This window comes from Pedobacter sp. SAFR-022, assembly GCF_051965375.1.
In the GTDB taxonomy this organism is placed as follows: domain Bacteria; phylum Bacteroidota; class Bacteroidia; order Sphingobacteriales; family Sphingobacteriaceae; genus Pedobacter.
Window position 1 is genome coordinate 319,621 of sequence record NZ_JBQCME010000002.1, and the last position, 15,129, is coordinate 334,749.

Annotated in this window: 12 protein-coding genes; 8 read left to right on the top strand and 4 right to left on the bottom strand. The window is 44.6% G+C overall.

The window, feature by feature from the left end; all coding sequences use genetic code 11:
• Window positions 1-55 precede the first annotated feature (55 nt).
• Window positions 56-1,483 carry an MATE family efflux transporter gene (locus ACTHQF_RS07285; protein WP_440429371.1) on the top strand — a complete coding sequence of 476 codons (1,428 nt, stop codon included), beginning with the start codon at window positions 56-58 and terminating at the stop codon, window positions 1,481-1,483.
• Here ACTHQF_RS07285 and ACTHQF_RS07290 read toward each other — a convergent pair whose 3' ends face one another.
• Window positions 1,484-1,966 (bottom strand): GNAT family N-acetyltransferase, encoded by a 483-nt coding sequence (locus ACTHQF_RS07290; RefSeq protein ID WP_440429372.1) that lies wholly within the window; start codon window positions 1,964-1,966, stop codon window positions 1,484-1,486. It abuts the gene before it with no gap.
• A 124-nt stretch (window positions 1,967-2,090) separates the two neighbouring features.
• Between ACTHQF_RS07290 and ACTHQF_RS07295 the strand changes: the two genes are divergently transcribed.
• Together ACTHQF_RS07295 and ACTHQF_RS07300 are read left to right on the top strand one after the other, a co-directional pair.
• Entirely contained in the window at window positions 2,091-3,179 is a 1,089-nt protein-coding gene (locus ACTHQF_RS07295) for an ATP-binding protein (RefSeq protein WP_440429374.1), read from the top strand.
• A gap of 79 nt (window positions 3,180-3,258) precedes the next feature.
• Entirely contained in the window at window positions 3,259-4,521 is a 1,263-nt protein-coding gene (locus tag ACTHQF_RS07300) for a YeiH family protein (RefSeq protein WP_440429375.1), read from the top strand.
• Here the strand turns inward: ACTHQF_RS07300 and ACTHQF_RS07305 are convergent, their stop codons facing one another.
• Window positions 4,522-5,292 (bottom strand): DUF5602 domain-containing protein, encoded by a 771-nt coding sequence (locus tag ACTHQF_RS07305; RefSeq protein ID WP_440429376.1) that lies wholly within the window; start codon window positions 5,290-5,292, stop codon window positions 4,522-4,524.
• 191 nt (window positions 5,293-5,483) lie between these two features.
• Between ACTHQF_RS07305 and ACTHQF_RS07310 the strand changes: the two genes are divergently transcribed.
• The 3 genes from ACTHQF_RS07310 (at window position 5,484) to ACTHQF_RS07320 (ending at window position 9,908) form a co-directional block, all read left to right on the top strand.
• Window positions 5,484-6,989, top strand: a complete 1,506-nt coding sequence (locus ACTHQF_RS07310; RefSeq protein WP_440429377.1) for a catalase — start codon at window positions 5,484-5,486, stop codon at window positions 6,987-6,989.
• A 231-nt stretch (window positions 6,990-7,220) separates the two neighbouring features.
• Window positions 7,221-8,552, top strand: a complete 1,332-nt coding sequence (locus tag ACTHQF_RS07315; RefSeq protein ID WP_440429378.1) for a Gfo/Idh/MocA family protein — start codon at window positions 7,221-7,223, stop codon at window positions 8,550-8,552.
• A 96-nt stretch (window positions 8,553-8,648) separates the two neighbouring features.
• On the top strand, window positions 8,649-9,908 hold the full coding sequence (locus ACTHQF_RS07320; protein ID WP_440429379.1) for a mechanosensitive ion channel family protein: 1,260 nt from the start codon (window positions 8,649-8,651) through the stop codon (window positions 9,906-9,908).
• 5 nt (window positions 9,909-9,913) lie between these two features.
• On the opposite strand, the gene ACTHQF_RS07325 is transcribed toward ACTHQF_RS07320, so the two are convergent.
• A complete protein-coding gene (locus ACTHQF_RS07325) occupies window positions 9,914-12,367 on the bottom strand; it encodes a TonB-dependent receptor domain-containing protein (RefSeq protein WP_440429380.1) in 2,454 nt (817 codons plus the stop codon).
• A 218-nt stretch (window positions 12,368-12,585) separates the two neighbouring features.
• Here ACTHQF_RS07325 and ACTHQF_RS07330 point away from each other — a divergent pair, with 218 nt between their 5' ends.
• Window positions 12,586-13,308 carry a response regulator transcription factor gene (locus ACTHQF_RS07330; protein WP_440429381.1) on the top strand — a complete coding sequence of 241 codons (723 nt, stop codon included), beginning with the start codon at window positions 12,586-12,588 and terminating at the stop codon, window positions 13,306-13,308.
• Window positions 13,309-13,324: 16 nt separating this feature from the next.
• Here the strand turns inward: ACTHQF_RS07330 and ACTHQF_RS07335 are convergent, their stop codons facing one another.
• A complete protein-coding gene (locus ACTHQF_RS07335; RefSeq protein ID WP_440429382.1) occupies window positions 13,325-13,615 on the bottom strand; it encodes a hypothetical protein in 291 nt (96 codons plus the stop codon).
• 228 nt (window positions 13,616-13,843) lie between these two features.
• Between ACTHQF_RS07335 and ACTHQF_RS07340 the strand changes: the two genes are divergently transcribed.
• Entirely contained in the window at window positions 13,844-15,115 is a 1,272-nt protein-coding gene (locus ACTHQF_RS07340; protein WP_440429383.1) for a Gfo/Idh/MocA family oxidoreductase, read from the top strand.
• Window positions 15,116-15,129 lie beyond the last annotated feature (14 nt).

Genomic DNA, 15,129 nt, shown 5'->3' on the forward strand with positions numbered 1-15,129 from the left:
TAATATCCTATAAAACCTTCAGAAAACAATATTATATTCCAACACTATTAAGGCAATGATCGGAACTAATACCAACATAAATCAGGAGCGAAGCTCATTATTACAACTTATCAAGCAGTCCATCAAAGGCGATGCATTTGATTACACTCAAGGGAGCATCAGGAAAGCGGTTATTCTGCTCGCCATCCCGATGATCCTGGAAATGGTACTGGAATCGGTTTTTGCACTGGTAGACCTATATTTTGTTGGACATCTTCCAAATAGCAGCGTGGCCATTCAAGTTGTCGGGCTAACAGAATCTGTCTTGAGCATTATCTATGCCCTGGCGATAGGACTGAGCATGGCCGCGACTGCGGTTGTGGCCCGGCGCATTGGCGAAAAGAACCCCCAACTTGCAGCAAAGGCTGGGATGCAGGCCATCATTGTGGCTTTCATGATTAATATGTTCATCAGTATTTTCGGCTTCCTTTATGGCAAGGATATCCTGATATTGATGGGTGCTTCAACCAGTACTGCTGAAGCAGGAGAGCCTTTCATCCAGATTATGATGGCTGGAAGCCTGATCATTGTCTTGCTATTTCTGATCAACGGAATTTTCAGAGGGGCGGGGAATGCTGCAATAGCCATGCGGAGTCTATGGATTGCTAACATCTCAAATATAATATTGTGTCCGATCTTTATCAACGGATTCGGCCCGGTTCCAGCGTTTGGCCTAACCGGCGCCGCTATTGCAACAACCATCGGGCGCAGCCTTGGCGTAATCTACCAACTTTACAGCCTTATGCAAGGAAATGGCGTGCTTAAGATGAAGCTCGCTTACCTCAAGCCTGATCTGCAACAGATTGTCACCCTGGTGAAGATCGCTGCGCCGGCAATCCTGCAATTTGTGATTGCTTCCTGCAGCTGGATCTTTCTTGCACAGCTTGTTGCAACAACAGGAGGGGATCATGGTTCTGCGGGTTATCAAACGGCTTTGCGTATCATGATGTTTTTTATGCTGCCGGCATGGGGGCTGAGTAATGCAGCTTCGACACTGGTGGGACAGAATCTTGGTGCCAAGAACATTGACCGAGCGGAACAATCGGTACGACAAACGGCAATCTTCAGTATCTGTTTTATGTCTTTTGTAATGTTCATCACTTATGTCTTCGGCCCTAAGATCATTGGATTCTTTACAGAAGATGCGCTGATACAGGAGATTGCAGTTGAAGCTACCTACATCATGAGTCTGGGCTATGTTTTCTATGGGATTGGCATGGTGCTGGTTAATGCGTTCAACGGTGCCGGCGACACCTGGACACCTACATGGATCAACTTCTTTGGATTCTGGTTATTTCAAATTCCATTAGCCTATTTACTTGCAAAGCTCTTTGAATTCGGGCCGACAGGTGTATTCATTGCAGTTCCAGTTGCTGAAACAGCGATCTGTATTGCAGGTTACTTTTTGTTTAAACGAGGCCGTTGGAAAACGATAAAGGTCTGATCAAAGATCTTTCAGCATCCAGACATTGCAGGCATAATGTCCGGAGTTTCCGAGTGCAGCATCAATGTGCTTAAAACCATATCGTTCATACAATGCAATAGCTGTTGTGAATTCAGGGAAACTTTCCAGGTACAGTTGCGTGAAACCCGCAGCCTTAGCCGCTTCAAAGCTCTTTTCAAGCAAAAGCTTACCTAATCCAAGTCCCCGGGCTGCAGGGTCAAGATAAAATTTCACCAGCTCTGCACAACCTTCCGGAAGTCCTGCTGTGGGATAAATACCGCATCCACCAAGAACCTGCTCATCATTGCAGGCAATCCAGTATGAAGAACCCCCGGTAGTAAACAAATGATGAAGTTGATCTGTTGTTGGGTCAGTGAATACCGTGCCAGGTTGATTTCGCTTGAATTCTGTAAGTACCTTTCTGATAAGGGCTGCAATCTGCTGGTCGTCCTTCGGTTCAATTGGTCTGATTAGTGTGGTCATTGTTTGACGCGTTTTTTAGATTTGCTTAATGCTGTTGGATGCCAAATTTATTCAAAAAAGCATTATGCAGGTTATCTACAGCCAACTGAAAGGTGTTTTTTGTCGAACATAAAATTGAGTGACCATGGAGGTTAATGAAAATAACGTTATCAGCATAGAACAGATTGCTGAACTTTCAGAAGATTTGTACCTGATCTATAATGCGAAGGCAGATAAACTGGAATACATAGGTGCTGCTTTTCAGAAGATCTGGAGCAAGCCGGCATCAGCATATTATGACAAGCCCTCCTTATTGTTAGACAGCATACACCCGGAAGATAAAGCTTATGTGCTCGAGTTTCTATCGCAAATTTATTCAACTAGAAAAACCGGAAGTATCGAGTTTAGGATTTTGCTGGACGAACAAACTAAAAAATATATTTTGCTAAAAGTCCTGCCGCTAAGCAACCCTGCGCAGCAACAGCTTTTTGTTGGCATTGCCACGGACATTACCATAATCAAATCGAATATCCTCTACGCAGAGAAAATCAATGCGCGGAAGAATTCAACACTTGAAGTATTGGCCCATGACTTGAAAACACCATTGGGCATGATTAACATGATGGCCCAGGCGATTCAGCAGCATGCCAAGAATACACCAGAAGATGCTATAGAAAATTATCTGCAGGTCATACAAAAGCTTTGCGAGAGAAACATTAGTCTGATCAGAGACCTCGTAAATCAGGAGTTTTTGGAATCGACCCAGGTGGACCTGCGAAAGGAGCGCGCGGACATTGTGTTTGGCATCACCGATGTCATTGAAAATTATAGAAAGTCTTCCGATATTATTTTGAAGCAATTCAAGATCAGCAGCAGCGCAAAAAAGATATATCTGCAGTTTGATACCCTCAAGCTTATGCAAGTGTTCAACAACCTGATCTCCAACGCCATCAAATTCACCTACGACAATGGAATGATTGAGGTTGATATTACCGAAAAGGAGAAGAGTGTGTTGGTCACCGTTCGAGATAACGGCATTGGAATCCCTCCGGAGTTTCACGACGTATTGTTTGAAAAGTTTACACCTGCACGTCGTACGGGCCTTAAAGGAGAAAAGCCGGTAGGCTTGGGTATGTCTATCATAAAAACCATTGTTGAGCTGCATGGTGGCAAGATTTCGTTCGAAAGTCAGGTTGATGCCGGCAGTACCTTTTATATTACAATTCCCAAATAAGGCATGATTTACAATTTTTCCCTTTATTTTTAAAAGCTGCGTCAAGTTCAATGTGCTTGGCGGATTAAATTTTAAATCTATGCCTGAAAGCTCTACTAAACGTTTATCCTTACACGAGGACTGGGTTGTTGTTATCCTCGGATTTCTTGTGATCCTTTGCTCCTTATTCCTTTACATCATTCCGGTACCCGCGTTCAAGTGGGAAAGTGCTGCTTCTTTAACCGACAATGTTCTTTCAGCGGCCAACCTCGGCATCATCGGAATACAATTTGTCTTTCTACTAGTGGTAGGGATCATTGGGACCATGCTGCTCGGCAAATCTATAAGTCGCTTTACCATGGGATTCCCTTTGGTATTCCTCATCACCATTGTAGCGCTGATCTTCACCGGCAATGCTTTTGTAAAAACGCTTAATCTGGAAGCAGTCATCTTTAGTCTTGCTATCGGCCTCGCCATTGGAAACCTGTTTAAACTGCCACAATGGTTCAAAGACACGCTATCTACGGAGCTATTCGTAAAAATTGGTCTGGTACTATTAGGTACCGGCGTCATCTTTTCTGATATCTTAAAGGCGGGTTCATTGGGGCTCATTCAAGCGTTGGTTGTTGTCCTCTCCGTTTGGTATTTCGCTTTTTGGCTATGTAAAAAGCTAAAGGTAGATGAAGAACTGACCATGATGATATCCAGCGCGGTATCAATTTGCGGTGTCTCCGCTGCGATCGCCACATCCGGAGCCATAAAAGGCGATCCAAAGAAATTATCCTACGTGATCTCAATGGTGCTTATCACCGCAATCCCCATGATGATCTTCATGCCCTATATTGCTTCTTATCTGTCGCTTTCCCAGCAAGTAACAGGTGCCTGGCTGGGCGGTAGTATAGATACGACCGGGGCGGTAGTGGCATCGGGCACCCTGGTCGGTGAAGAAGCGTTGAAGATCAGCACAATTGTGAAGTTTTCTCAAAACGTGCTGCTCGGAATGGCTGCTTTCGCGATCAGCATCTATTGGACCTACAACAGCAGTTCCCAATCCTCGGGTACAGTCGAAAAGCCAACCCTAAAAGTCATTTGGGAGCGCTTTCCAAAGTTTGTATTGGGCTTCGTTGCAGCTTCACTGCTTTTTTCCTTTGCCTTGTCGCCGGACGTCATCAAGCCTGCGAAAGACAGCTTGAAAAACCTTCAAAATACCTGGTTCACCTTGGCTTTTACAAGCATCGGACTGGAGACAAACTTCAAGGACCTTTTTAAACATGACAATAAGAAACCACTATATGCATTTCTGCTTGCGCAGTTATTCAACATTCTGGTAACCTTATTACTTGCTTATCTGCTGTTCGGCTAACTACTGTGCAATCCTGCGCTGCAGGTTGTCCATTGAAATCGTGTAAAGCTGCTTAGCCTCGTCGAATGTGATGGAAAAAGCAGCTGGATAGTAGCCACCTACCTGCACCTTTGCTTGTTGCTTAACAGGCATGGTGACATTCTGCTTGGTTTGCAGATAGCTAAGGGCAACCATGGCTTCATGAAAGATGAACATACCGTTATAGCTACCGTAGATGAAGGTCTTGTCAAACGGTTTACCATGAAACTCGCTGCCTGTAGTATCGGTCCAATGTTTTCCCATGTTGACGTCACCACCTGGAATAGGCGCATAGTCTTTCGGGATATATTCTGCTGAAGGCAAGAGGTCCATTGCAGCCGTATTTGGTTGTATAACCGCACGTTCGGCCTTGCTGATGTTGTAAAAATGAATGTCAAAATGCGGAACGTCGTACACCCCAGGAGGCTCATGCCCGTGTGCATTGAAATCAAAGGAGATATGATCGACCATGGAGTTGTTCCCTTTGGGAACAGGTATTTCGAACATGGCGCTGTGCATTGGTAGATTTTCCAAGGTCGAGGCCGTAAAGGTAAAGCCAATTTGTTCTGGATCACCTTGGCTATCTAAAGAAATAAAGGAGCGGGCTGTGCCTTCGCCAACCGTTACCTCGTCGCCCAGCAACATTCGGGCCTGGTCATTCGTGTTTTCATCTTTACTACAGCCATAAAGTGCTATAACAAAAAATGAACAAAGGAGCGTTCTACGCAAAAACGTTTGATGGTGTTTTTTCATGGAGGTTGGTGGTAATGTTATGGTAAATCAAAACTATATAAATATTCGAACATTCAAGTGAGAATCAGGCATTCTGATGCGCAATAATCTGCGTTTTACTCGTATCAAATAGATATTGTCTATTCTCTTATAGATATTAATGCTTTTCTTTGCTCGGGTGTTCTCTATACTTTTAGAAAAAATTTATAAGTATGGAAAATGAAAATATAACACACAGAAAACTCACTACCGCATCCGGCAGACCTTATGTTGAACATGAGAATACGCAATCCGTAGGTAGCCGCGGGCCTTTGCTTCTTCAGGATTTTATTCTGCATGAGAAAATGGCCCACTTCAACAGAGAGCGAATTCCAGAACGCGTGGTACATGCAAAAGGTTCCGGTGCTTACGGCACCTTGAAGATCACCCACGATATCACCAAATACACACGAGCGAAGATCTTCTCTAAAATCGGAAACACCTGCCGCATTTTCCTTCGCTTCTCCACGGTAGGTGGTGAAAAAGGAAGTTCTGATGCAGAACGTGATCCACGTGGATTTGCCATTAAATTCTACACAGAGGATGGAAACTGGGACCTTGTAGGTAACAATACTCCAGTTTTCTTTGTAAAGGATCCAAAGAAATTCAGTGATTTTATCCATACTCAAAAACGCGATCCAAGAACTAATCTGAAAAGCCCTACCATGATGTGGGATTTCTGGTCTCTAAATCCGGAAAGCCTGCACCAGGTGATGATCCTGATGACTGACCGGGGTACGCCATTGACCTACAGACACATGGATGGTTTTGGTAGCCATACTTATTCGATGATCAATGCGGATAATGAAAGGGTATGGGTGAAGTTCCATTTCAAGACACAGCAAGGCATTAAAAATCTGGATGCTTCACAAGCCAATCAGATGCATGCCGTAGATATGGACCATGCACAAAGAGATCTCGTCGACGCAATCGATAACAAGGAATTTCCAAAGTGGACCTTGAAAATACAGGTGATGACTGAAGCCGAGGCGAAGACCTTCCGCTGGAATCCTTTTGATCTTACCAAGATCTGGCCACACGCTGAGTTTCCGCTTATCGAAGTGGGGGAGATCGAATTAAACCAGCTACCAAACAATTACTTCGCACATGTGGAGCAAGCAGCCTTTGCACCTTCTAACCTGGTTGACGGAATTGGTTTCTCGCCGGACAGAATGCTGCAAGGTAGAATCCTTTCCTATGCAGATGCACAGCGCTACCGCCTGGGAATCAACTACGAACAAATTCCGGTAAATCGTTGTCCTTTCATGGTGAACAATTTCCACCGCGATGGGCAGATGCGAATTGACGAAAACGGCGGTGATGATCCAAACTACTTCCCGAATAGTTTCGGTGATGTTATGCCGGATCCAAGCTATAAAGAGCCAGCATGGGAACTTGATTCTAACGTGGCCGACTGGTACGACCGCAATGCTGGTGAAGGTGACAATGATCACTATACGCAACCTGGCGATCTTTATAGAAAAGTATTAAGTCCTGAGGACAAAAAGAACCTGGTAAATAACATAGTAGGTTCCATGATGGGCATCAGCGGACCAAAACGTATGCAGATCATTAATCTTCAGCTTTGCCACTTCTTCCGTGCGGATATTCAATTGGGTATGGCAATTGCCAAGGGCTTGAATATAGATATCGAACAAGCTATGGCATCAAGGCACTAGTTTAGACTTTCCGCGACCTCAATCAGGCGTTCAAGGGCTTTTATCCGCTTCTTGAACGCCTTTTCTTCGGTTGGAGCCGAAGCATAGGCGAACAATAGGCGATGAAGAGGCGGCGAAAGGGCGGCCAGGAGCGAACTCGAATTCGTAGCTGGATCGACAATGATTCATTCTGTTTGCGGTATTAAAGGGATTTCGTATTTTACAAGCTGTATGAACCTATAATAAAACCAAATGCTAAACAGAAGAAATTTCCTACGTACAGGTAGTGCTGCGCTTGGCAGTACCATTTTGCTTTCAACGCTCGACAATCCTGCCTATGCTTTGTATGAAAAGACCATCGGCGCAAATGATCAGATCAATATCGGCGTGATCGGCATCAATGGAATGGGCTGGGCAAACCTGAAAGCCGCCCTGTTGGTGCCAGGCGTGACCCTTGTTGCCCTTTGCGACTCCGATCAAAATGTGCTGGATAAGCGCATGGCTGAACTAAAAGACCTTAAAGTAAATCCCGCCAAGGTTAAAACCTACAAAGATTATCGCAGCTTGCTCGATCGAAAAGATATAGATGCTGTTATCATTGGCAGTCCTGATCATTGGCATGCATTGATGATGATTCATGCGGTGCAGGCTGGAAAAGATGTTTATGTAGAGAAACCTGTCGGAAACTCCATTCTGGAATGCAGAACTATGGTCGCTGCGCAGGAGAGATACAACAAAGTAGTACAGGCAGGTCAATGGCAACGCAGTCAGCAGCACTTCAAGGATGCGGTAGACTTTGTGCAAAGCGGGAAGCTTGGAAATATCCGGACCGTAAAGGTTTGGTGTTACCAAGGCTGGATGAAACCTGGACCCGTGGTTCCAGACTCCGCGCCTCCAAAAGGTGCTGACTACGACCTTTGGCTTGGTCCTGCAAAAAAGCGCCCCTTTAATGCCAGCCGGTATCACTTTAACTTTCGTTGGTTTTGGGATTATGCGGGCGGTTTGATGACCGATTGGGGGGTTCACCTCTTGGATTATGGCTTGCTCGGAATGGGGTCGCCAGTACCAAAGACGATATCGGCACTTGGTGGACGCTTTGCTTATCCTGACCTTTATGAAGAAACGCCAGATACCTTAACCACACTGTATGAGTTCGATAAATTCAATTTAGTGTGGGATTCTGCCATGGGCATCGACAACGGATCTTACAACCGAGATCATGGTATTGCTTATGTTGGTAATAACGGAACACTGATTCTGAACCGTGGTGGCTGGGAAATTATCGAAGAAAAACAAAGTGAACAAAAGGTTTCCATGCCATTTGTAAAAGCCTCAGATAATGGATTGAATAACCATATGGTCAACTTCTTCAGCTGCTTACGCTCCCGAAAAAAAGAAGAGTTGGCATGTTCCATCCAGGCAGGTGCACACGTTGCTACTGTCGCCCAGATGGGTAATATTGCATTTAGAAGCGGGGAGAAGCTCACCTGGGATGAGAACAGCAAATTATTCACAAATAAAGCCATCAATGAGAAATATTTGATGTCTGAATATCATAATGGCTATACGTTGCCGAAAGTATAACGAAGCGATGAAAACCTATTCTAAAAACCAGCCTGATCCTGATCAGGTTGGTTTTTTAGTTTATTATTAGTATCCTGCAGCCATAGCACGCAATACATGAATAAAGACAATGACTTAAATTTTATAGGACGCTGGACATACGATCTATTGATGCATTCTGGTATTCACCATTCTATCGTTAAATTCCTGAATGCATTTCTATTAGCGGTAATCACAATCATCCTGGTCTATGTGGTTCACCAATTGATCCGGCGTCTGCTTCGTATCGCACTAATTAGAATCGTTAAAACCTCAAGGTTGGAATTTTTTCACTTCCTTCTTGAAAATCGCTTTGCCTATTATCTTGCCCTGATCATCCCAATCGTAATCATCAACGTCGCGCTGCCAGTTGTTTTCATCGATTTTCCGAAGTTCAGCCGCTTATTCGGTGCCCTGTCTGATGTTTATCTTGTTCTAGTGATGATTTGGATGATCATGTCCGTCATTAAATCCGGCGCTGATACGCTCCGTAAAAAACAAGCTTTTAAAGAGAAGCCGATTGATAGCTATCTACAGATTATCCGTATTATCCTGATGATCCTGGGTGCGGTAATTATATTTTCTACATTGACGGGAAAATCACCTGTGGCGTTTTTTACTGCAATGGGTGCCTTATCAGCAGTGTTGCTGTTGATGTTTAAAGATACCATCATGGGCTTTGTAGCAAGCATACAGGTAAGTGCCAATGACATGGTTAGAATAGGGGATTGGATTACCATGTCTAAATACGGAGCTGACGGTGATGTTATTCAGATTAATCTTACTACGGTAAAGATTCAGAACTTTGATAAGACGATCACTACGATTCCCACCTATGCGCTGATCTCAGACTCCTTTCACAACTGGCGGGGGATGCGTGAATCCGGGGGGAGAAGGATCAAAAGGGCCATCTATATCCGTCAAACCAGCATACGCTTCATTAAACCAGAGGAGCTGGAGGAATTTCGTAAGATACAGTCGTTAACCAGCTACATTGATCATCGGCAGAAAGATATTGACAAGAGTAATGCCCGGAATGGCGTTGATAAAAGCCTTTTGGTAAATGGACGCAATCTAACGAATGCGGGTCTTTTCCGTAAGTATATTGATAGTTATCTGGCTCATCATTCTGGTACGAACAAAAAAATGACGATGATGGTACGGCAGTTAGCCCCAACCCCAACAGGATTGCCCATAGAACTTTATGTATTTACGGGTACGACCAAATGGGTAGAATACGAGCATATTATGGCGGATATATTTGACCATCTTTTGGCTGCAGCGACCTATTTTGACCTTAAGATCTATGAACATGAGGGCGTTACCATGAACGATTAAGAGGATTATGGTTCCTGGTTGTTCTCTTCACGATCATCCCAGTCTTCTTTTTGTTCCTTTTCACGATCCTGGCCACCAAAGCGATAGCTGAAGGTTAACATTGCCATACGCAAGGACCTCCGGTCACGGAAGTTACGGATAAACTGTTCTGTTTGCGTGTAGCCGCCGAACCGCCGTTGATTGAACACGTCACGTACATTTAGCAGAAGGCTACCTTTGTTATTCAATATACTCCAGCGCAGTGCTGCGTCGGTGGCAAAGTTGCCGATTGAGCGTCCTTGTGCCAATACCCTTGGTGCGGAATAATCCGCTCTGATCTGGGCTGAAAGATCCTTTGAAAGGCGGATGTTTGTAGAAAGGTTTGCATCCCAGTTTATACCTTCACGGGCCGGCAGGTTAAATTCTGGAGCACCTTTGAATTTGTTGTAAAAGACGTTCAGGTTGCCGGTAAGATCAACTGCTTTGCCGATGCTACTTTTTGATATTAATTCAAAGCCTGTCGATTCATTTTTACTGATGTTACGCCATTCTGATATCGTTGCTGCATTTGTGCCTTCGATGCGTTGGGTGATACTTTGGATAACGTCGTTCACCCTGCGGTAGTAGATCGAAGAAGTGAGGGTGGTGGTGCCGATTTCGCGTGTATAACCAAGTTCAAAGGAATGGATGTCCTCTGGTTTTAGATTCGGATTTCCCTGGCGGATGTTCAAGGGATCTGAAATATTGATAAAGGGATTTACCTGCCAGCCATTAGGGCGGTTTACACGCCTGGTATAACTGAGCTGTAGTTGCTGATCCTGTGAAAATGACTGCGTCAGAAATATACTTGGATACAGCCGGAAGTAATCCAGCCTACCCGGCGTAAAACGCTCATTCTCCGGCGTGGCTGGATCTACGTTCTCCGTGATCGTATTGAGGTAGGCCTGTTCTGCACGTAATCCGACCTGATAGCCTAGATTTTCGTTGATCCTGTTCTGGTAATTGAAGTAAGCGGCATGTACAATTTCTTCCAGGTCGAACTTATTGCTAACGTTATAGTCTGGTTGGAAATTCCCACTTATTGGATCGAATCGCCTTGAAATTTGAGATTCATCATCTTTTTCAATGGTGGTACGATATCCTGCTTCGAGTTTGCTGTTTTCATTGATCGGTCGGATATAATCAAGCTGAACATTAATGTTATCGCCACGTTCGTAGGTGTCGTTGATCTGACGATCCGCTGGACTTAGTGGATTACTGAAGGTTTGATTAAAGGTATTCACGCCGTCTTCTTTATTCTTGCCGTACGCGCCATTGATGGTCAATACCTCGCCCTCCCGTTTAAACTCTTTTTTAAAATCTAAATTTAAGTCGTATCCAAAATCATCTTCAGTTTGCCTTGCATACCGCGTACTTGTGCCATCGAGATCAGGAAGGTTCTCATAACGATAAAAGATGTTTTCATTCCGCTGGTTGTCCCGTACACTTATGTTTCCAGACACACCGATTGTCGTCGTCTGGTTTATAAAATAGTCCACACCGAGTTTAGCGGTATGGCCGGCACCTGAACGGTCACCTTCATTTTCGTTATTTATCAGTCCGTTATTTTCAAAGTACCTGGTGTCGCTGCGGCCTTCGCTAAGTCTCCTGAACTTCCTAAAATCATAGTTGCCATAATAATTGAAGCTGCTGTCGCGATAATTCAGGGCAATTCCTCCGTTGTAATTTCGATAGGATCCTCCGGAGGCCGTAACCGCCCCATTAAGCCCGGTGCGTTGGTTTTTCTTCAGTACGATATTAATTATACCAGACTGCCCTTCTGCATCGTATTTCGAAGAGGGGTTGGTGATGACCTCAACACGCTGCACGGAATTGGACGGGAGGGACTGTAGCACCTGGGTGATGTCACTGCCGGCCATCGCTGAAGGCTTACCATCGATGAGTATGCGGACACTGCTGGATCCGCGCAAGCTTACTGCTCCGTCGGCATCAACAGAGATAGATGGAATGTCACTAAGCAGATCAGTAACGGATCCACTCTGTGAAACCAGGCTCTGATCAACATTAAACACTTTTCGATCAATGCCGATCTGCATATCGGGCACGCTGCCCTCCACCACAACTTCTTTCAAGACGTTCGCACCTGATATGCGTAACTTAATCTCATTTAAATTGAGGGGTACATTTGGATCAACTTTGATTCCTCCACGTTCGTAGGTCTGATAGCCCACAAAGCCTACGCGAAGAATATAGGTGCCAGCTGGAACTGTTTTAAAGTTGAAAATCCCCTTTTCATCGGTTTGGCTCCCATCAACGGGTTTACGATCAGCCTGGTTCAGCAATGCCACGCTAGCGTAGTTCAACGGTTTTCTGCTAAGGGAATCCACTATTTTTCCGCTTATCCCTGTGTTAGTCTGTGCGTAGGTTTTGAGCAGCGAAACCGCGCTCAATAAAAAGGTTATTACAAGAAATCTGGCCATATATATTGAGCTTTCAGTTATTCAACAAGCCCGAAGGTATAAGGTTCATATTATGATCGTTACATTCAACCTACTGGAGTATGAAATCATCAGAAAGCTCAAAAAAATCTTTGAATATTCCGGATGTGTGTGGATGAAATCTGAAAGTTTATTTAGTATTTTTAATACGGGGTTAGGATGATTAGCAAACAGACGTTACATATTCTAATTCCGCTAAAATGTCTCTAACAGGCGCCCTCCAACAACAGCTTTTAGATTTCCAATCAGATATCTTTTGTTTAGGCAATCAGGTTGGCAAACAATCCTTAACGCTTACAGATCTTTGCGACTATATTCCTGGCAGTGTCATGATTCAGGATTTAGATGCAATGACAAATCTGTACATGAATAAGTTTGGCTGTGACATCCTGCACCAAAGTAGCGAAGAGCTCACGTCACTTGGCGCAGAATACTTCAGAAAATTTTTCCCACCCGAAGAGCTACTGGCGCATAAGGCTGCACTTACTGAATTTGTTGCGCTTAATGACCCTGGCAAGGTTCATTCTTTTTTGCAGCGCGTACGTCCCGATGTGGATTCTGCATATGGTTGGTATTTCACAAGCTCACGTCTCATTGCTGCTCCAGAGCATCCATCAACGACAAATCTCGTTCATATTGCTGTTCCAGTGAACACGCTAAACCTGGCTGGTTTTCGAATTGGCACAATGATAACGCATGACGATTATATTCGAAGAAACTTCCACAAGTACAATACACTAAGCACCAGAGAAAAAGAAATCATTGTTTTGATCGTGGAGGGAAAGAGCAGCTATGAAATTGCCACATTACTATTTCGATCCATACACACGATCAATACGCACCGCAAAAACATCATTCACAAGCTTGAAGTCAACTCGCTGGCCGGCCTGATCAAATTTGCAGTAGCTTTCAACTTGGTATAAACTTCAGATGCCGGCCTTAGAATAAGTCGTTGTCTGGCTTATTAAGGCTAAGATCATCCTCCGCAGTATGATTAAGTCCAGGATCCTCGGGGTCTTCAGTCTTCGTTTGCTTTGCGCCTTCGACATCCAAGGGTGTTGCATCGCCACTACTATCAGGTGCTGAGTCCGGATCTTCCGGGCCAGCGGTATCATGAAAGTCTGGATCATGTTCATCTGTTTCTCCGGTTTCGTTTTCGTTGATGATTACTGTCTGCTTCGCAGTGCTGTTGATCTTTTGCTGCTCATAATCTTCTATTGGATTTACCATGGCCATATTCATTTGATTTCAGGTTCTCAATCATTAACAATCCAGGCTTGTTAGGGTTTGAATTTCATTTTGTTAGATGGTATTTGCCTATGATTTTAAATTCCGTCACAGATTTTCTACATGTCTCAACTCGAAATTGAACTAAAAATTCAAACTAGCAAATGGATTTTCCATTAACTTCGAAATGAACGAGAAAATGTTCATTCCTAATCAAATTATATAATACTAATGAACGAAAACCAACAAAACTCCAGAAGAGACTTTATTCGGAAGTCGGCGATAGGACTTGCCGTTTTCAGCATTGTGCCGAGGCATGTACTGGGCGGGCAGGGGTTTATTGCACCTAGCGATAAACTTACTAAAGCTGTAATAGGCGTGGGCAGCATGGGCAGAAACCATTTCCCATACGACGGCACGCAAGTGGTAGCCATTTGTGATGTGGACAAGCGACATATTGCAAAGTCCCTGACCATGTTAGATAAGGGCGTTAAAACCTTTAGCGACTACCGGGAGATGATCAAATTGCCGGAGGTTGACATCGTACACATTGCCACCCCGCCGCACTGGCATGGGATCATGGCTGTAGATGCTGCGAATGCCGGAAAAGACATCTGGTGCGAAAAGCCGATGACCCACACCATTGGTGAGGGAAAGCGGGTTATGGAAGCTGTACAGCAACATGGTAGGATATTCCGGCTGAACACCTGGTTCAGGTTTAAAGACAATTTCTATGGAATGGGCACCCCGGTTCGGCCGATCAAAAAGCTGGTCGATAGTGGGCTATTAGGCTGGCCGCTGAAAGTCACGGTGAGCAAACACACCGGTTTCGACTGGAAGTTTTATTGGATAGGTAAAGATAATCTGGCACCTGAACCAGTTCCGGCGGAACTGGACTATGAGGCATGGCTTGGGCCAGCACCCTATAAACCGTATAATGCACATCGCGTACACCAGACATTCCGCGGCTATTGGGACTATGATGGTGGCGGGTTGAGTGATATGGGACAACATTACCTTGATCCAATCCAGTACTTTTTAGGTAAAGATGATACCAGCCCGGTCTCGGTGGAAATTGATGCGCCGCAACAGCATACGGATGCTGTGGGCATCTGGAACAGAATTACATACACCTATGCTGATGGCTGCCAGATTATACTGGATGGGGAAGGTAAAGATGCAAACGTGCCATACATCGAAGGACCTAAAGGAAAATTATACCCTGGATTCAAATCGGATATTCCAAATCTGGAGCGCAAACTTGCGGCATTTCCGGAACCACCAGAGCAAGTGACCGACTTTTCTCAGGCGGTAAGAAGCAGGAAGCAGTTTGCCTTAAACGAGCAGAATGGGCATCGTTCATGCACCCTGATCAATATAGGACTTGCGGCACTGCGGCTGGGGAGATCATTGAAGTTTGATCCCGAAAAACAAGTGTTTGTGGATGATGATGCAGCAAACCGGATGATCAATCCAGTGATGCGTGCACCATACATTATATAAGCCTGTTTTCCATT

Bases quoted from the DNA above. Each gene is read 5' to 3' on its own strand.
- ACTHQF_RS07285 (WP_440429371.1), top strand. From the start codon at position 56: ATGATCGGAACTAATACCAACATAAATCAGGAGCGAAGCTCATTATTA.
- ACTHQF_RS07290 (WP_440429372.1), bottom strand. From the start codon at position 1,966: ATGACCACACTAATCAGACCAATTGAACCGAAGGACGACCAGCAGATT.
- ACTHQF_RS07295 (WP_440429374.1), top strand. From the start codon at position 2,091: ATGGAGGTTAATGAAAATAACGTTATCAGCATAGAACAGATTGCTGAA.
- ACTHQF_RS07300 (WP_440429375.1), top strand. From the start codon at position 3,259: ATGCCTGAAAGCTCTACTAAACGTTTATCCTTACACGAGGACTGGGTT.
- ACTHQF_RS07305 (WP_440429376.1), bottom strand. From the start codon at position 5,292: ATGAAAAAACACCATCAAACGTTTTTGCGTAGAACGCTCCTTTGTTCA.
- ACTHQF_RS07310 (WP_440429377.1), top strand. From the start codon at position 5,484: ATGGAAAATGAAAATATAACACACAGAAAACTCACTACCGCATCCGGC.
- ACTHQF_RS07315 (WP_440429378.1), top strand. From the start codon at position 7,221: ATGCTAAACAGAAGAAATTTCCTACGTACAGGTAGTGCTGCGCTTGGC.
- ACTHQF_RS07320 (WP_440429379.1), top strand. From the start codon at position 8,649: ATGAATAAAGACAATGACTTAAATTTTATAGGACGCTGGACATACGAT.
- ACTHQF_RS07325 (WP_440429380.1), bottom strand. From the start codon at position 12,367: ATGGCCAGATTTCTTGTAATAACCTTTTTATTGAGCGCGGTTTCGCTG.
- ACTHQF_RS07330 (WP_440429381.1), top strand. From the start codon at position 12,586: ATGTCTCTAACAGGCGCCCTCCAACAACAGCTTTTAGATTTCCAATCA.
- ACTHQF_RS07335 (WP_440429382.1), bottom strand. From the start codon at position 13,615: ATGGTAAATCCAATAGAAGATTATGAGCAGCAAAAGATCAACAGCACT.
- ACTHQF_RS07340 (WP_440429383.1), top strand. From the start codon at position 13,844: ATGAACGAAAACCAACAAAACTCCAGAAGAGACTTTATTCGGAAGTCG.